Source organism: Bacillus sp. SCT118 (assembly GCF_058566435.1).
In genome coordinates this window covers 3,440,829-3,457,746 of sequence record NZ_CP191225.1, presented here as the reverse complement: position 1 = coordinate 3,457,746, position 16,918 = coordinate 3,440,829, and the positions used below count along the sequence as shown (strand labels likewise).

General features: G+C 40.7%; 22 protein-coding genes and 1 pseudogene. 10 read left to right on the top strand and 13 right to left on the bottom strand.

Annotated elements, in window-relative coordinates; translation table 11 throughout:
• Together ACQVGT_RS17745 and mneP are read right to left on the bottom strand one after the other, a co-directional pair.
• Positions 1-813 (bottom strand): MerR family transcriptional regulator, encoded by an 813-nt coding sequence (locus ACQVGT_RS17745; protein ID WP_015382880.1) that lies wholly within the window; start codon positions 811-813, stop codon positions 1-3.
• Between the two features lie 113 nt (positions 814-926).
• Positions 927-1,820, bottom strand: coding sequence for a manganese transporter MneP (gene mneP / locus ACQVGT_RS17740; RefSeq protein ID WP_015382881.1), 894 nt, complete (start codon positions 1,818-1,820; stop codon positions 927-929).
• Between the two features lie 466 nt (positions 1,821-2,286).
• On the opposite strand from mneP, the gene ACQVGT_RS17735 reads away from it, so the two are divergent.
• The 4 genes from ACQVGT_RS17735 to ACQVGT_RS17720 all read left to right on the top strand — a co-directional run bounded on the left by ACQVGT_RS17735 (position 2,287) and on the right by ACQVGT_RS17720 (position 4,873).
• Positions 2,287-2,907, top strand: a complete 621-nt coding sequence (locus ACQVGT_RS17735) for a nitroreductase family protein (RefSeq protein ID WP_015382882.1) — start codon at positions 2,287-2,289, stop codon at positions 2,905-2,907.
• Positions 2,908-2,922: 15 nt separating this feature from the next.
• Entirely contained in the window at positions 2,923-3,861 is a 939-nt protein-coding gene (locus tag ACQVGT_RS17730) for a ring-cleaving dioxygenase (RefSeq protein WP_015382883.1), read from the top strand.
• A 98-nt stretch (positions 3,862-3,959) separates the two neighbouring features.
• Positions 3,960-4,349, top strand: coding sequence for a DoxX family protein (locus ACQVGT_RS17725; RefSeq protein WP_003234169.1), 390 nt, complete (start codon positions 3,960-3,962; stop codon positions 4,347-4,349).
• A 185-nt stretch (positions 4,350-4,534) separates the two neighbouring features.
• A complete protein-coding gene (locus ACQVGT_RS17720; protein WP_015482866.1) occupies positions 4,535-4,873 on the top strand; it encodes a thioredoxin family protein in 339 nt (112 codons plus the stop codon).
• Positions 4,874-4,922: 49 nt separating this feature from the next.
• Here ACQVGT_RS17720 and ACQVGT_RS17715 read toward each other — a convergent pair whose 3' ends face one another.
• From ACQVGT_RS17715 to ACQVGT_RS17700, 4 genes are all read right to left on the bottom strand, one after another.
• Positions 4,923-5,159: a spore germination protein gene (locus ACQVGT_RS17715; protein WP_015482867.1), complete on the bottom strand. Its 237-nt coding sequence runs from the start codon at positions 5,157-5,159 to the stop codon at positions 4,923-4,925.
• A gap of 218 nt (positions 5,160-5,377) precedes the next feature.
• Positions 5,378-5,671, bottom strand: a complete 294-nt coding sequence (locus ACQVGT_RS17710) for a hypothetical protein (protein WP_041517676.1) — start codon at positions 5,669-5,671, stop codon at positions 5,378-5,380.
• Positions 5,672-5,703: 32 nt separating this feature from the next.
• Positions 5,704-5,931 (bottom strand): spore germination protein, encoded by a 228-nt coding sequence (locus ACQVGT_RS17705; protein WP_015482869.1) that lies wholly within the window; start codon positions 5,929-5,931, stop codon positions 5,704-5,706.
• A 123-nt stretch (positions 5,932-6,054) separates the two neighbouring features.
• The gene (locus tag ACQVGT_RS17700; protein ID WP_015382887.1) at positions 6,055-6,639 is read right to left on the bottom strand and encodes a DUF421 domain-containing protein; all 585 of its coding nucleotides are present in this window, start codon (positions 6,637-6,639) and stop codon (positions 6,055-6,057) included.
• 203 nt (positions 6,640-6,842) lie between these two features.
• On the opposite strand from ACQVGT_RS17700, the pseudogene ACQVGT_RS17695 reads away from it, so the two are divergent.
• Positions 6,843-7,337: pseudogene (locus tag ACQVGT_RS17695) on the top strand (DUF421 domain-containing protein); the annotation flags it as partial.
• Between the two features lie 14 nt (positions 7,338-7,351).
• On the opposite strand, the gene cotP reads toward ACQVGT_RS17695, so the two are convergent.
• The 3 genes from cotP to ACQVGT_RS17680 are packed head-to-tail and all read right to left on the bottom strand — an operon-like array spanning position 7,352 to position 8,324.
• On the bottom strand, positions 7,352-7,783 hold the full coding sequence (cotP, locus tag ACQVGT_RS17690) for a spore coat protein CotP (RefSeq protein ID WP_015482870.1): 432 nt from the start codon (positions 7,781-7,783) through the stop codon (positions 7,352-7,354).
• 12 nt (positions 7,784-7,795) lie between these two features.
• Positions 7,796-8,038, bottom strand: coding sequence for a spore germination protein (locus tag ACQVGT_RS17685; protein WP_014475957.1), 243 nt, complete (start codon positions 8,036-8,038; stop codon positions 7,796-7,798).
• 13 nt (positions 8,039-8,051) lie between these two features.
• Positions 8,052-8,324, bottom strand: a complete 273-nt coding sequence (locus tag ACQVGT_RS17680; RefSeq protein WP_038827544.1) for a spore germination protein — start codon at positions 8,322-8,324, stop codon at positions 8,052-8,054.
• Between the two features lie 354 nt (positions 8,325-8,678).
• On the opposite strand from ACQVGT_RS17680, the gene ACQVGT_RS17675 reads away from it, so the two are divergent.
• From ACQVGT_RS17675 to ACQVGT_RS17665, 3 genes are all read left to right on the top strand, one after another.
• Positions 8,679-9,278, top strand: a complete 600-nt coding sequence (locus ACQVGT_RS17675; protein ID WP_015382890.1) for a TetR/AcrR family transcriptional regulator — start codon at positions 8,679-8,681, stop codon at positions 9,276-9,278.
• Positions 9,275-9,619: a DoxX family protein gene (locus tag ACQVGT_RS17670; protein ID WP_015482872.1), complete on the top strand. Its 345-nt coding sequence runs from the start codon at positions 9,275-9,277 to the stop codon at positions 9,617-9,619. The genes ACQVGT_RS17675 and ACQVGT_RS17670 overlap by 4 nt, the downstream gene beginning before the upstream one ends.
• 152 nt (positions 9,620-9,771) lie before the next feature.
• On the top strand, positions 9,772-10,245 hold the full coding sequence (locus tag ACQVGT_RS17665; protein WP_015382892.1) for a GNAT family N-acetyltransferase: 474 nt from the start codon (positions 9,772-9,774) through the stop codon (positions 10,243-10,245).
• A gap of 10 nt (positions 10,246-10,255) precedes the next feature.
• On the opposite strand, the gene ACQVGT_RS17660 is transcribed toward ACQVGT_RS17665, so the two are convergent.
• On the bottom strand, positions 10,256-10,585 hold the full coding sequence (locus ACQVGT_RS17660) for an HIT domain-containing protein (RefSeq protein ID WP_174616607.1): 330 nt from the start codon (positions 10,583-10,585) through the stop codon (positions 10,256-10,258).
• A gap of 484 nt (positions 10,586-11,069) precedes the next feature.
• Here ACQVGT_RS17660 and ACQVGT_RS17655 point away from each other — a divergent pair, with 484 nt between their 5' ends.
• Together ACQVGT_RS17655 and ACQVGT_RS17650 are read left to right on the top strand one after the other, a co-directional pair.
• Positions 11,070-12,251 (top strand): MFS transporter, encoded by a 1,182-nt coding sequence (locus ACQVGT_RS17655; protein ID WP_015482873.1) that lies wholly within the window; start codon positions 11,070-11,072, stop codon positions 12,249-12,251.
• Positions 12,252-12,269: 18 nt separating this feature from the next.
• A complete protein-coding gene (locus tag ACQVGT_RS17650; RefSeq protein ID WP_015382894.1) occupies positions 12,270-12,836 on the top strand; it encodes a TetR/AcrR family transcriptional regulator in 567 nt (188 codons plus the stop codon).
• A gap of 40 nt (positions 12,837-12,876) precedes the next feature.
• On the opposite strand, the gene vmlR is transcribed toward ACQVGT_RS17650, so the two are convergent.
• The 3 genes from vmlR to dinB all read right to left on the bottom strand — a co-directional run bounded on the left by vmlR (position 12,877) and on the right by dinB (position 16,894).
• Complete coding sequence (gene vmlR / locus ACQVGT_RS17645) at positions 12,877-14,505, bottom strand: ABC-F type ribosomal protection protein VmlR (RefSeq protein ID WP_015382895.1); 1,629 nt, start codon at positions 14,503-14,505, stop codon at positions 12,877-12,879.
• A gap of 322 nt (positions 14,506-14,827) precedes the next feature.
• A complete protein-coding gene (locus ACQVGT_RS17640; RefSeq protein WP_015382896.1) occupies positions 14,828-16,204 on the bottom strand; it encodes an amino acid permease in 1,377 nt (458 codons plus the stop codon).
• Positions 16,205-16,375: 171 nt separating this feature from the next.
• The gene (gene dinB / locus ACQVGT_RS17635; RefSeq protein WP_015482874.1) at positions 16,376-16,894 is read right to left on the bottom strand and encodes a damage-inducible protein DinB; all 519 of its coding nucleotides are present in this window, start codon (positions 16,892-16,894) and stop codon (positions 16,376-16,378) included.
• Positions 16,895-16,918: the final 24 nt, after the last annotated feature.

The following is a 16,918-nucleotide window of genomic DNA, read 5'->3' as shown; positions in this document are numbered from 1 at the left end:
TTATTTGATGGGCAGCAGGATTTCAGTCACGTAATTATCTAGGTTATTCGTAATGCCATAATCAATGAGTGTGATTTCGATTGAGTCCCCTGCTACCTCATAATGATGTTCTTTCATATATGCCAGTAATTTTTTGTAGTATGGTTCGGCTTCTGGATGTGACCCTTTAAACCTAATTTGCAGATATTCTCTTGAAGGAAAGATGACTTCTGAAGAAGTTTTTTCATTTTCATCTTCAAGAATCATAAATATACTGGAATATTTGTCAAACTGTTTTGCTTTCACATTTGCTGCAGAAATGGATAAACCGATCTTGCCTATGAATATATCTTCGTTCACATTCAGGTGGGTTCTCAATTCAGCTAACGAATGTTCGATATCATGGCCGAGAACATATTCATGCTGCAAGTAAGCCACACGCATTGCAGGAAGTTTGATTTTTGAAATTTGATGTAACGGCATGTTAACGGCATCTTCTATATGTGCGATGCGTCGGGAGATCTTTCGTTCGATGCGTTCCAATTCTTTCTTCTTGCGGTCAATTTCAGCCTGCTGGCTTTTTAGTAAATGAAGAAGAGTGTTTGTATTTTGAGAGTTATAAAAATCAAGAAGCTTATTGATTGGCAGGCCTAGGGCCCTCAAATACTTGATGGTATCCAGCCGCTCAAACTGTTGGGTAGAATAATATCTATAGTTTGTTTGCTCGTCTTTATATTCCGGTTTCAAAAGACCGATTTCATCATAATACCGAAGAGCAGAGATTTTCACATTGAATAACTTTGACACTTCTCCAATCGAAAAAAATTCCTTCATTCTAACAACCTTTCTGTCCCTATGATTGATATACACACATTATATAGTACGGCGAGTTCTAAAGGTAAAGTTTGCAGCATAAAGAAAAAACTCCTTCTAAAAAAGGAGCTTTTTTATTCTTCGAAATAAGGATTCACATGGATGAGCACTTCTTCTACATCTGAAAACTGTCTTTTGATTTCATTTCGAATTTCGCGGGCAATGTCGTGTCCCTGCTTAATTGTCAAATCATGATCCAAAGATAAACGGACATCAAGCAATTTATAGTGGCCGTGTTCTCGCGCGCGGATTCTATCGATTCGTTTTACCTGATCACATTGAAAAATAACAGCTTTATATTCCTCTATCAGCTCGGGATCAACACTCTTTTCCATGAGCACATCAACAGACGGCCTGATTAATTCCATTGAAATCTTAAAAATGAGGTAAGCAACGATTGCACTGGCAATTGCATCGGCGTACAACAGATAGGACCATCCGCGGGTGTTTCCGATGATAGCCAACAGGACGCCGATAAAAGCGGCAAGAGAGGCCACGATATCGCCTTTATGATCGTATGCGATCGCTATAATCGCCTTACTGTTCCATTTCTCCCCCTGTTTGATGGAATAACGATATAAGATCTGCTTAGCCATGTAGGAAATCAGTGCCGCAAACAATGCGCTATATTGGGGAACGCTTGGCCCTTTAACAAAAGACAGAATCGCTTCTATGAGGATATAAACGGATACGATCACTAAGATAATTCCTACAATCGCCTCACTAATGACTTCAGCTTTTCCGTGACCAAAAGGATGGTCTTGATCGGGCGGTTTATTGGAAATGCCGATCACTGCCAAGACTGCAATCGAAGCAACGACATCTGCCGCGGAATGTATTCCGTCTGCAAACACGGCTTCACTATCGCCTACCAGCCCAAAAAAGACCTTTCCTGCCATTAAGATCAGATTGGCGATCAATGCAATCAAAGCAACTTTTCTGCTTATTTGTTCTCTTTCACTTGCCATTTTTCCCTCCTATAAAACTGCACAAAAAAATAGGAGTGCTCTATATACGCTCTCCGTATCCTTTCTTGTGTAATCACTTTGCTTATCATACCAATTCAATTTCGAGTGGGTCTATAGCAACGTTGTTTCCTGTTTACTAATAAATAAGGTGACAGAAAAAAAGTTGGAGTTGTGCTAAAAGGTCATACAATGAGTTCTAATGTAACAACAGTGATGATTCGCAATTAAAATGCTGTCGTCAGAGAAAAATTTCCACCTGATTCTCAAAAACCTATTGACATGAGAAGATCTGTATTTTATTATTATCTCATATTCAAGATATTTTAATTCGAGATATTTGATTGAAAAGATCAGCGATCAAGCGCAATTCTAAGTGTTCAATCGTTGTCAGTTCTTTTACACAATATTCAATATGATTTTTTATAACATAATATCTCGAATTCGAGATAAAAGGGAGTGTAGCGTAATGGCTGAATTTACACAGTTAGTCAATGAAAGACGATCTGCAAGCAATTTTCTTTCAGGTCATCCAATCACAAAAGAAGATCTCAATGAGATGTTTGAATTGGTTGCATTGGCGCCATCGGCTTTTAATTTGCAGCATACAAAATATGTGACGGTTCTTGACCAGGACGTAAAAGAAAAGCTGAAGCAGGCCGCAAATGGACAATATAAAGTGGTTAGCTCATCTGCGGTTCTCTTGGTATTAGGGGATAAGCAGGCATATCAACAAGCGCCCGATATCTATGAAGGTTTAAAGGTATTGGGGATATTAAATAAGCAAGAGTATGACCACATGGTACACGACACTGTTTCGTTTTATGAAAACAGGGGAGAACAATTTAAGAGAGATGAGGCGATAAGGAATGCTTCACTTTCTGCGATGATGTTTATGCTGAGTGCTAAGGAAAAAGGCTGGGATACCTGCCCGATGATCGGCTTTGATGCGGAAGCCGTAAAACGGATTTTGAATATAGACGACCAATTTGAGGTTGTCATGATGATTACGATTGGAAAAGAAAAAACAGAGAGCAGAAGACCACGCGGCTACCGGAAGCCTGTGAATGAGTTTGTTGAGTATATGTAAAAGGAGCGGATAAAAATGGCTAAAAAAACGATGGGAATTCATCATATTACAGCGATTGTCGGTCACCCTCAAGAGAACACAGATTTCTACGCAGGAGTGCTTGGGCTTCGTTTGGTCAAGCAAACTGTCAATTTTGATGACCCAGGTACGTATCATCTTTATTTTGGGAATGAAGGCGGGAAGCCGGGAACAATCATTACCTTCTTTCCGTGGGCCGGAGCCCGCCAAGGCGTCATTGGAGACGGTCAAGTTGGCGTGACTTCGTATGTCGTGCCGAAAGGGGCTATGGCATTTTGGGAAAAGAGACTAGAAAAGTTCAACGTTCCATACACCAAAATCGAGCGCTTTGGGGAACAATATGTAGAATTTGACGATCCTCATGGACTGCACTTAGAAATCGTGGAAAGAGAAGAAGGAGAGGCTAATACGTGGACTTTCGGAGATGTAACGCCCGATGTTGCCATTAAAGGTTTTGGGGGTGCAACCCTATTATCAGCGCAGCCTGACAAAACCGCTGACCTTTTAGAAAACATCATGGGGCTGGAGCGAGTCGGCAAAGAAGGAGACTTCGTTCGTTATCGTTCCGCCGGTGATATCGGAAATGTGATTGACCTTAAGTTAACGCCTATTGGCCGCGGGCAAATGGGGGCCGGAACGGTGCATCACATCGCTTGGCGGGCTAACGATGATGAAGATCAGTTAGATTGGCAAAGATATATTGCTTCCCACGGATATGGTGTAACTCCTGTTCGGGATAGAAACTATTTTAATGCCACTTACTTCAGGGAACATGGGGAAATCCTGTTTGAAATCGCAACTGATCCCCCGGGCTTTGCACATGATGAAACACAAGATACAATGGGCGAAAAACTGATGCTGCCTGTGCAATATGAACCGCATCGCACACAAATTGAACAAGGGCTGCTGCCGTTTGAAGTAAGAGAGTTAGATTGATTTGACACATAAAAAATAAAGAAACATATATTCAATTGATGATTGCTGGATACTGTCAGCAAAGAATCAGATGAAATCAAAGATGAGGAGAGATACAAATGGAAGATGCAGGACTGTTGCTTATTCGTATAATGATTGGTGTGGTGTTTTTGTTTTATGGCACACAAAAATTATTCGGCTGGTTTGGCGGATACGGGATTAAAGGAACCGGACAATGGTTCGAATCAATTGGGGTGAAACCAGGAAACGTTGCGGCCGCGCTATCAGGTCTTGGGGAGTTAGTAAGCGGAATTCTATTTATTTTAGGCGTATTCCTCCCGCTTGGAGCTGCTATCATAACGATCATTATGTTAGGTGCCATCGTAAAAGTCCATGGCGCGAAAGGTTTTGCGAATGGCGCGGGAGGTTTTGAATATAACCTGGTGCTCATTGCAGTTTCCATAGGGGTTGCACTCATCGGTTCAGGAGCTTACGCTTTGCATTTTTAATAAGAAAGTATGTAAGAACAGTTGCTGCTTGTCAGTAACTGTTCTTTTATTTTGATATTTTCGGCAAACTTGCAGGTACTCTGCAAAGCAAAAAAGCGGATATAATAAATATAAATCTGTATAGTCAATGATACGTATTGATGAGCTTGGTCATGAAAAACAGACCTATTTGAAGGAGTAAATGGATGAAAGAGATGACAGGATTACATTCATTAGATTCTATAGAAAATTTTATCAAACAGCACAAATTCAGTTTTATTTATATATCAAGGCCTGGCTGTACAGTATGTCACGCAGTTCTGCCCCAGCTCAGAATAGTATTGGATCAGTTTCCAAACATCAAATTGGGGCATATCAATGCTGACGATGTAACAGAGGTCGCCGGCAGATTTTCAGTTTTCACCGTTCCTGTGCTTCTTTTGTTCATTGATGGGACTGAGTTTCTAAGAGAAGCCCGTTTTGTTCATTTTGAACAGCTTGAACAAAAGCTGAAAAGGGTTTATCGATTATATGAAGGTGAATAAAGAAATAAGGTAAATAAAGAACTCAAATGAGTTCTTTTTTTGCATCAATTTATTCTTCACTAGGTGAAGAAGGGTTATCAACCTGCCCTTGATCACTTGTATCATTATCACAACTTGCTGAAATAATAATTGAATTAGAAGGAGAATAATCTCCTAATGTGAAATTGACTCCGTAATTTTTGCTGTTCGCAGTATGGCTGTTTTGCAAGTTTTGTCCGATATCTGTATTGGCGTTTTGTGTCATTCCATTTATCGTGAGATTTGAAATGTTGATTTGAGATCGCATGCTTCAAAAACTCCTTTCACTCAGAAGTAGCCGTCATAGAGGACGCTGGCAGTCTATTTACTTCTATGATATTGCGTTTTTATATCATTGCATCAACATAATGGTAAAAATAATAGCGCCTCTTTAAGCGAGTGATTGAGCATCTTTTTTGAAGATGATCAACCTATCAGCAGAAATAAAGCCGCCTGATAAAGAGGCGGCAGATCGTTATATGTCATCTATGAATTTGATGTATCGTTTTTCGTTTGCCTAAAGGATAAGATGGTCGTTTTTAATGATGAGTAGGAGCCTATAGCAGCGTAGCCATAAAACCAGCCCATAAATACGCCAGAAAAGAGGCTGTGTCGATGGCTTATGAAAACAGAAATGACAAGGCCTGTTATTAAGGCAACTGACGGTACAAATGTTTTGGGGATTTTCAATAATATTTTGAGGATTTGGGTTATCAATATAATGATTGGAACAGCTATTACAGCATCCCAAAAGTTTGTGTGAATAATTGGAAAATCCATACGGCACCTCATGAAGTGTTCATTTCTTATGTTTACGCTAAAAGCTTGGAAAGCAGTTCTTGGACCGCATTTGTAACATGTAGGGCTTGATTGGCGGAGCTTGTTTGGCTTAAAGCATTGGATTCAAAAACCAAACCTGTATTATTCCCTCCGGAACCATCTGTCTCTTTAGAAACAGAGAAAGGGCTGATGGAGAATGCAAAACCGTTATTAAAAATGCTGTTTCCGGATATCGAATGAATATATACTGGGAATTTCATCTTTCATCTCTCCTCTCTGTTATGACTGTTTATACAATATGGTGTGTGAGCAGCAATTGCTTAAACAAAACGGCAAAAACATTCAACGAGAGACAAAAACCTGCAAAATTCCACAAGTGCCTGTTAATGCAGTTTTTTAGGGATGTTTTTTTTATTCTTTTTACCAATTTCATCAAAAATATTCTGATTGCTAGACAAATGGGCTTGTCCGTCCTTATTTATGAAATCCGGGTGAATGAGTTTTTTCAGATCCCTGACAGTTAAGGGTTTGGCGTCATCAGTTAATTCTATTCCTAATTGCCCGTTTGCCTCTAATGTCGCAATTTTGACATCTTGTATAGCCGTAACGCCGTGAAGCCTTAGATGCATTTCAAGTTGATCAACTGTAAGTCTCATCTTCTTTAAGTTTTCGATATGAAGCTGTCCGTTTTCAATAACAACTTTTGCTTTTCCGGTCAACATCTTTTCAATGAAGTTCGATCTCATTTGGATCCATTCTATAACGATGAGTGTTATTGTGAAAATTGCCGCCGCAATTAATGTTTTGAAAAGGCTGTACTTGATGATTGGCTGCACGATAATAGTTCCGATTGAAATCATGACAACCGTTTGAGTTGAAGTCATTTGTGCGATTGATTTCATTCCTGAAATTCTCAGCAAAATGACTCCGGCTACAATGAGAACAAGAGATTCCCAAGTGAAATTCATGCTACCACCTGACCAATGATGAATTAGATTTGTCATGGGATTGGCTTTTCTATCGGCCAATCGCAATTTAATATATCCGAAAGGCAGTTGGTTCATTCTGTCCTAAACCAAACGATATTTTTGGTATAGATGGATATATTAAGCCAAACAATGATAGCAGCAGGAGTTTTTTGGCCAAAACAATCTGGGAGGCGGGGAACGCCATTTTTCTTATTTCGTTCCTGTCGATAAAGAACAGGAAGCTGAGGAAATTTTTTGCTGAAGATCCTACAGTGCTGATTCAAAACGGGAAGATACTTGAATCAAATATGAGGAAAATGCGTTACACACTTGATTATTTAAATCAGCAATTACGGGAAAAAGAAATATTTAATATCGAAGAAGTACTTTTTGCCATTCTTGAAACGAATGGTCAGCTGACTGTGTTAAGAAAACCGCAATTCCGGCATGTGACCAAACAGGATTTAATGATTGCGGTAAACCAAGAACACAGGCTTCCGATAGAGCTTATTATGGACGGAGAAATCATTGAGAATAATTTAAAGCAGAATCGTTTGACGGAATCCTGGCTTTTGGAAGAATTGCGAAAAAGAGACATAAAGGTGAAAGAGACCGTGTACGCAGTGCTGCTGGGTAATGGGGATATTTATGTGGATCAATATAAAGACCATATATCAGCCCCTATGGATAAGGAATGAAGGAACAATCAATCTTAAAGCCCCTTATTGAACGCAATGGTTTCAACTTGTCTTGGGTACGAAATGTGCAGAAGCCCGTTTAACATCTGAAACTGTAATAAATGAAATTCAGTAGCTTCAGGAAGCTGAATCGTCCGCTCAATTTCGCCGTAATACCGTTCACGCTGCACCTCCATTTCGGCTGGAAAAACCGGCGTGATCGTTCCTTTGATCAGCAGCTGGGTTTTAGATAGTAAGCGGATCGTTAATTCTTCCTCATACAAACCGGGCATTTCCACAATGATAAAATTATATTCTTCATCTTGATAAAAGTCGTAAACGAGAGTATAGGTGTTGGTATTAAAAAATTGTTCCGGGGCTTTATACTTGAGCACATTTGTCCAAAAGTCATTTTGCTTATATTCATTTGTAATCTCAAGCCACTTTCTCATTTTTTCGAGATCCATCTAGGATCCTCCTTAAATTTGGTTTGAAATCGGTGCAGAAGGGTTTCCAATTTGGTCTTGATCACTGATATCAGTATCGAGGTTCCCAGTATTTAAAAGAGAAGAAGAAGGCGAAAAATCCCCTAGAGAAAAGTTTGCCCCAAAGTATTTGCTGTTCGCTGTATGGCTGTTGTGTACGGTTGGACCGACATCAATATTTCCGTTTTGTGTGACGCCGTTCACCTTAATATTTGCGATGTTAATTTGGTATGGCATAGCGAAACTCCTTTTAATCTAAAATTGGTGGTACTGGAAGCTGAGGAGCATTCATAGTGGTATTATCAGAGTTTCCGAGTTCTGTCTGGTCGTTGACATCAGGATCATTTAAGAAGTTTTCCATGATTGATTCTGCAGGTGATGTATCACCGAAAGAGGAGTTGATCCCTTGGGATTTATTATTTGCGGTATGGCTGTTATGCGCGGCTTCACCTATTGTAATTGAACCATTGCCCGAAATACTGTTGATCTTTAAATAATATAGGTTGATTATTGTAGACGGCATCCCATCACACCCTTCCATCATTCTGTACAGTACATTATGCGCCGCTGCACCCAATTGTTCCTTGCATTTGCGGGCAAAACTCTATCTGGCCCCGGAGTGATGCTCGTTAGAAAAAAAGAATAAAGTTTGTCACAGCCTGAATTTCAATCTATTGGCAAATACTTATCAGTGAATGAAAAGCCATTGATACAGTAATCAATGAATTGATTCAGTTATTCGAAATACATGAGACCCTTTAATAAAGGAAGCTGGCAAACAGGATCAGTTTGAAATCATTGACAATGAAGCTAATGCCATGAAATAATACTCGTGAGTAACATTACTTGCGAGTATTATTTTTGGGGGTGGTCCTCGTTGAAAAGTAAAAAAGGACGTAAAGGAGAAGAAAGCCGGAAACGGTTACTCAAAGCTGCCGCTAATGAATTTTCGATTCGGGGATTCCATGACGCGAAGGTAAGTGAAATTGTGAAAAAAGCTGGGTTCACACAGCCTTCATTTTACCTGTACTTTCAAAGCAAAGAAGCCATCTTTGCCGAGTTAATCACCGATTTTCACTCTCGAGTCAGAAAGCTGACAGAGTCACTTCTTCTGGAAAACGGATTAAACACGGAGGATGTGTCAAAACGGGTACTGCTAGCTGTAGAGACTGTTTTTCAATTTTTGGCTGAGGACAAGGATTTAACCAAGATCGGCTTTTTTCTCAACCCGGAAGCAAAACAAATGAAAAAAGACTTGGCGATGGTTTTGAAAGAGAACTTAGAAGCAGAACAGCGGCTTGGCTATTTTCACTCTGAACTGGATATGGAAACTGTCGCTGAGTGTTTGGTCGGCATGATTGAACATTTAACCGATTCATTTTTGTTAACCGGAATCAAAGATCCGGCAAGCCTCGCAGCAGAGGTTGTGAATCTTTTAATATACGGGATGCTTCCGAAAGGGAATGACGTAAGATGATATCTATTATTATGAAAGTCAGTTTGACAGTTTTTATGCTTGCGGGAGGCATCATAAAGGTAAGCCGCGTTCCCTTTCAAGTTGAGCATTGGCGGCATTATCAATATCCATTATGGTTTCTGACTGTTACTGGCATTCTTGAAATAGCCGGGGCACTTGCTATGACCGCGGGAATTTGGAATCGGTATGCAGCGATTGGAGCAGGTGTTCTGTTTGTCGTTCTCATGGCGGGAGCAATTCATGCGCATATGTTTCGAGCAAGACAATCGGTCATCATGGCGATACCAGCGATGATCTGTTTGATTGTTTCTATCATGATCATCATGGGGAGTTACACGTAAGCTTTTCACTAATGTTTAAGAACAAGCCCATTTGCAGGAAATCTCCTTTTCTTAGAAAGTCCAGGAATTAACTGAATCAGTAAAATAGAGCTCCATTTCTGCGTTATTCGTCCGGCATCAGCTGGGCTTTTTTTATAAAGGAGGAATACAGGATGGCATTAACTTTGGAAGACATGACTGAGGAAGAGTTCGAAGCCTTTCGCGGGATGTCCGTGCAAAATTATGCGAAACAAAACATAACGTCAGGAACTTGGACGGAAAAAGAGGCATTTGAGAAATCGGAGCAAGCATATGAGAACATGATTCCGAATGGGCGAGACAGCAGCAATCATTATTTTTGGAACATCACAAATGACCAAGGGGAAAGAATGGGCTGGCTCTGGCTGTATGCTGATCCATTTCATCCGCAAAAGGAAGCGTTTATCTATTCCTTTGGATTGTATGAAGCCTTTCGCGGAAAAGGACTTGCTCAATTGGCGCTTCAAACGCTTGATGAAAGAGCAAGAGAGCTTGGTGCGGAAAGGCTGGCTCTACATGTATTTGCACACAACGAGACAGCCGTCTATCTTTATCAGAAGATGGGTTATGCCATGACCAATATACGTATGCGGAAACAGCTGTGCTGACCCCAGACGCTTACTTAAGCGGTTCTCCAAACACAATATGCCAATGTAAATGTTTAGAGTCCTGGTAAGCTCCTAAGTTGGTGATTACACGGCATGCGCCTTTTTCGTCCGTCACCATGGAAGCGACTTCTTGAATGACACTCATTAATTCAAGAAGTAAGTCATGATCGGACTCTTCCAAGGTGATTAACGAAGAGATATGTCTCTTGGAAACAGCTACAATATGAACCGGATAAAAAGGCTTTGTATGATAGTAAGCCAATATGTTATCCGTCTCTATTACCTTATTCACTTTCGTTTTGCCGCTAAATACCTCATCACAGTAAAAGTTTTCAGTCATATGATCCATCTTCATTTTGTTTGTTGGGTTTATCCTTCTACTGTCTTCCGTTATTTCCCTTCTTTTGCATTTGATTTAGGGGAACACTTTTTATCATTTTCAGTTCGTTTTGATGTTTGAAAACAAAATGGTGTCCTATGACGGCAGCAGGCTCTGATCCTTTCCTCCAGTATGGAAATGCCTATCTGGAAGTGGTGACAGGGTACTTTAAGATATAAACAAGGACAACGTGTGTTGTTCTTTTTTTATGTGCATTATTATTGAAATCGTCAACATTTTACGGAGCTTCTCGCCTATAACGATCGAATCAAACTTATTTTCTTTCATTTGGAAGTCTGACTATTGTCAGTTTTTTTGAGTGAAAACATTTAAAAATAAATGGTTATCATAATTTTTTCGTGGATTTCCAGTTTACAATCTGACTATAGTCAGATAAAGTGAGTGTAACCAATTAAATCGATCAACAGAAAAGGAGAAGAAGCTCATGGAGTTACAGGCGGAAAAAATACATACTGCAAAAATGTGGTCCTTATCATTTATTTTTGTCACACTTTCAAATGCCTTTTTATTTATGGTGTTTGAAATGTTATTGCCGACATTGCCATTGTTTGTAACTGCTATCGGAGGCGGGGCAAAGCAAGTCGGATTGGTTACAGGTATTTTTATGATATCTGCCATTGCCATACGTCCTTTTGCAGGGGTTTTGGCTCAACGATTTAATAAAAAAAATTTACTTATATTTGGAATTGTTATCAGTGCCTGTTCAACCGGTGCATATTATCTGGCGTCAGATGTGAGCGTCCTATTGCTCATTCGCTTAATACATGGTGCCGGTTTTGGATTAGCTACTACTTATTTTGCGACGATTGCCGCGGAAATTATTCCGAAGGAGCGCCGAGGCGAGGGGATTGGCTATTTTGGGGTAGGCGAAACGATTGCTGTTTCGGTTGGGCCTATGATTGGTATCTCAGCACTGGAGCTTTATGATTTTGAGAGGCTTTTTTTAGGCGGGATGTCCATTCTTTTACTGGCAGTGCTTATGGCTGCACTTGTGCGGAGGCGGCCTGAAGCAAAAGACACGGGTGAAAAGGGAAGGATAAAGATAAAGGTGTTAGAAAGACGTGTGCTGTTTCCTTCGTTTCTAATTTTTTTAGTCGGCATTGCTGCATCTGGGATTATGTCCTTCTTTGCGCTCTATGCGATCGAAAAGGGTTTCCGAAGTGTCGGAATGTTTTTCTTTCTGATTGCAGCAGCCAGTTTTTTTATACGTCTTATCTCCGGGAAAATATTTGACCGATTCGGAGCGGCAGCCATCCTTATCCCCGCATCAATATTCTCAATAGCAGGCCTTTCAATATTATATATTGCCCAAACCAATGCAATGTTTTTTACTGCGGCGATATGTTACGGATTTGGGTTCGGCTCAATATTTCCGGCTATCCAGACATGGTGTATCAATCTAGTAGAAGAGCATGAACATGAGGATGCTATGGGGACATTCTTTAATTTTTTTGATATGGGAATTGGCGGAGGATCATTGTTATTAGGTGTGGTGGCAACGATTTATTCTTATCGGGAGCTTTATATCGCTTCTATTTTGGTGTACCTGTTGTTTCTTTTATTATATATTTTATTTATCTGTTCCAAGAGAAAACGGATGAAATAATTTGGGGAGGGCAGAACAGTGACCCGTGAGAATATAAAACGCGCAGCCGTTCGCCAATTTAATGAACTTGGCTACGAGGGAGTCAAAATGGCGCATATTGCAAAAGAATTAGGAATTCGGAAACAATCTCTGTCCTACCATTTCTCGTCAAAAAAGGACCTGCTGATGGAAGTATACCCCGAGATTGTTGAAGAAGAAGTAGCGTTTATCAATGATTTTTTTGAATCACGAAAGCATATGCCAGCCAAGAATCTTATATATGATTTTTTAAAAGAAACACAGGTGCGCTTTCATGCTATGCCTAATGTAGCCTTTTTGCAGGCGATGTCGTTTAAGGCTCCTGCTGAAGTAAGTGATTTTATTTCAGCCCAGTACTTGATGTTTCTGCATGCTTTGAAAAGCCGGGTTGCACTTGTTTTTAAAGAATCGGTCATCACCTGTCCGCCCGAGAAGTGTGCGATAGCCTTCATCACTCTTTTTGACGGGCTGAACATTCAGCTGGTTTATGAGAATAAACAATCATTTGAGCGGTCTTTAGAGATTTCCTTCGATATTTTTTGGCGAGGGCTGAAGGCAAAAGCTTGAAAAATACCAAGGGCGAACAGCCCTTGGTATCCCCTACACGCTATTGATCCAGCTCTTTCATTCGTTTCGTAAGCTCATTGAAAGCCTGATCAAGCTCCTTGTACCCTTTATCATTTGGCGTCATAAAACTGAGCTTGCCCAGCACTTCTTGTCTTTCTGTCTCAAGCCTTAATCGAAGCTCCTCCCGCTCATTTCTTTCTGAAGGAGCGTCGTTTAACTGCTTTTCGATGCCGTTGTTTGAGATGACGAGTTTACTGTTTGTTGTTTTTTCGAGAAAGTATCGGTCATGTGAAACCGCCAGCAATGTGCCGCTGTAGTGTGACAGTGTTTCTTCCAGCTGTTCGCGTGAAGGCAGGTCGAGATGGTTTGTCGGCTCATCTAAAATCAGCACGTCTTTTTCCTCCAGCATATATGCCATCAGCTTGATCTTTACACGCTCACCCATACTCATATGCTTGATCGGTTCAGTCCATTGGGCAGCTGTAAAACCTAAGTGTCTCATCAGACTTTGAACGTGCCCTCTTGCTTTGTATGTTTCATGATCAAATAACTCTTCCGGTGTTTGTTCTAAAGGCAAATCAAACACCTCTTGCGTTAAATAGCCGATATTTGCGGACGGCGATACCCATACGCTTCCCTCAGCCGTTTCCTGTCCCAGAATGATTTTCAATAATGTTGTTTTTCCGCTGCCATTGGGTCCTATGATCGCTACCTTTTCGCCGTGCTGAATTGTAAAGTTTGCGTTTTTAAAGAGGGTCCTTTCTCCAAACGCTTTTGTTACATTCTGAACTTCTAAAAAACGTTTTCCTGTTTTGTGGGTTGTATCGAATGAGAAGCGGACTGTATATTCTGGGGTAACGGGTTCCGCCTTTGCTTTTTCCAGCTCTTTTTCAAGCCGCTTCTGCTTGGATTTTATCTGGGCATCCGTACGCTTCGCTTTTACCCTGTGATATTCTTTAAACCCTTCCTTTTTCGTCGATTGGGCGTGGGCTTTTTCCGACCAAGAAGCGAGCTCATTCATTTGTGCTTCAATCCGTTCAACCATTTTTTGCTGCTTTTCATATTCACGCTGCTGGGCGAGTCTTTTCTTTTCCCGGAACTTCATATACCCGGAGTAATTCCCTTTGAATTCAATCAGCGTCTGATCCTCAAGCGACCATATTTTTGTTGCGGCTTCGTCTAAAAAATAACGATCGTGAGAAACAAGAATTACAGTGCCTCTATAACTTTTCAGCTGTTGGATGAGAAATTGCAAGCTTTTTTCATCAAGGTGGTTTGTCGGTTCATCTAACAGCAGCAGATCTGCATCCTCTGATAGTCCTTTCGCCAGCCGCGCTTTCAGTTTTTCACCGCCGCTTAACTGTTGGAAATCACGGACGGGCACACGCCATTTCTCCAATAATTTCTTTTCGGCAGGTGTCTGATCCGCAAAGGAATACGCCGCGGTTTCCTGTTCAACCATCGTCATTTTTATATCCTGCCGAAGGATTTGTCCCTGTGCAGGGGCTAAGTCATTGTGAATGAGGTGCAGCAGCGTAGATTTCCCAGCACCGTTTTTGCCGATAATCCCAATGATATCTCCTTGCTGAACACTGGCATTTATGTTTTTAAAAACAGTCAGATCCTTCACTTCATAGCTGACATTTGTTAATGTTACGATCTCTTTCATCCATATCCCTCGCTTTAAAGGGAGAATAAAAAAATCCTCCCAAAATGTGTTGGAAGGATTAGCCGCGCCGTTGCATGATCAAATAAGCTATTTATTTATAAATAGCAGTGTCGTATATATAGAAAATGGGCAGACTAATCCTATTTTTTCTGATTTGAAATATTGATTTCAAACGGTAAAAATAAGATTAGTTAATCATTGTCCACCCATCATCCCTTCTTGTTTGATTACAAATACTATAGCATACCTTCAAATTCAAAAGCAAAGGTCATTTTCATCAAAAAAACTCCTGCTCTCATTTTTAAGGCAGGAGTTTCGAGTCTTATTGATGCTTCGCTTTTCTCACTTTATAAATCACAATCAGCAAAATAAACCACACAGGTGTGACAAATAAGGAAACACGAGTATCCTGTGCCAGTGCCAGCACAACCAGAACAAACGCCAGGAACGTAAGAATCAGGTAATTTGTAAACGGATAAAGCGGAAGCTTAAACTTGTTTGTTTTCGCTAATTCAGGTCTTGTTTTGCGGTATTTCATATGGCAGATGACCGTAATCCCCCAAATGTAGATAAAGCATACGGTTGAAATGCTTGTGATCAGGGTGAATACGCCTTCTGGCATGATGTAGTTTAACGTAACACCGATTAAAATCACGATAGCCGAAAAGAATAAAGCATTTCTAGGCACTTTACGCTGAGTCAGTTTCGCCATTGACTCAGGCGCATTGTGATCTTTCGCCAGGGAATAGACCATACGGCTTGTACTGAATACAGCGCTGTTGCATGCTGAAGCAGCGGATGTCAACACAACAAAGTTGATAATACTTGCAGCCCCGACGATGCCAACCGCGACAAATACTTGTACGAATGGGCTTTCGCTGGGATTGATGACATCCCAAGGATAGATGCTCATAATCACGAGAAGAGCCCCGATATAAAAAAGCAGCACACGGACAGGAATATTGTTGATCGCCTTAGGGATTACTTTTTCAGGGTTTTCTGTTTCACCGGCCGTAAGCCCGACAAGTTCAATGCCGACAAAAGCAAACACAACCATCTGGAACGAGAGGATAAACCCGTGCATGCCATTCGGGAACAGGCCTCCGTGGCTCCAGAGGTTTGTGAAGCTGGACACTCCTGAGCTTGTGGAAAAGCCTTTGAAAATCATCACAAGGCCAATGACGATTAACGCCAAAATGGCAATGACTTTAATCAAAGCAAACCAAAATTCTAATTCTCCAAAAAGCTTGACTGTCGCCAGATTCATAATCAGTAAAATAATAAGAGCGATTAAGCCAGGCACCCATTGCGGCACACCCGGGAGCCAATATTGAGTGTAGAGCCCGACTGCTGTCAGATCAGCCATCGCAATGGAAATCCAGCAGAACCAATATGTCCAGCCGGTGATAAATGCTGCCATATCGCCTAGGTAGTCTTGTACAAAATCCACAAAAGAGTGATAGTTCAAGTTTGATAACAGCAGTTCACCCAGCGATCTCATAATTAAAAAGCAAATGATCCCTGTGATCATATAAGCAAATAAAATCGACGGTCCGGCAAAATGAATCGATTTGCCTGAGCCGAGAAATAAGCCTGTCCCAATGGCTCCGCCGATGGCGATGAGCTGGATATGCCTGTTTTTCAAGCCTCTCTGCAACGTTTGCTGATTTATATTGTCTTTCGTCATGTCGTCTGTCACTTTATGTGTTCCTCCATTGAAAATTGTTTATTGAGTCAGCAATCTATTTTTAATGATTATTATAACACTAAAATTTCTATCTTTTTTACTAAAAAAGGATTGATGAAAAGAATTTTAATGTGATTTGGACTATTTCCCGAAAAAAGCGGCTCCATTTAGGGAGCCGCTTTCTTATGCTTTTTCAGTTTTTTTCATAAACAGGTAGAGCCCGTAATCTGTCGGTGCGGATGCGTAGCCTGCCTGCCGCAGCATTGCTGTGATATTGCCGCGGTGGTATGTCCCGTGATTGACAACGTGGGGAATCAGTTCGGAAACAGTTGTTTTCATGATGCCGCTTGAGGGATTTTGAATCTGGAGTGGCTTATTGAGCTGTTCTTTTTGCTGTAAAAATAGTGTAAAGCGCTCGGATAACCTCAGAAAAAGGTCTTCCATTTCCTCTATTTCTTTTGCCTCTGTCTGTTCTTTAAGCTGTTCAGCTAAAGCCAACGCATCGCTCAAGGTTTTGCCGGAAAACACTTCAATCCAGCCGAGATCAGAAAGATAAACATGAGACAATACATGGGATATTGACGGAAACACACTTTGAATTTCTTGATGGTATACCTCTTTTGGAAGCTCTTTTAATCGGTTGAATATTTGTTGATTGGCCCAGACGTTATATTCATACAATTTGAATGCCAAATCTGACATGTTAAAATTCCCCCTTTCGTGTGT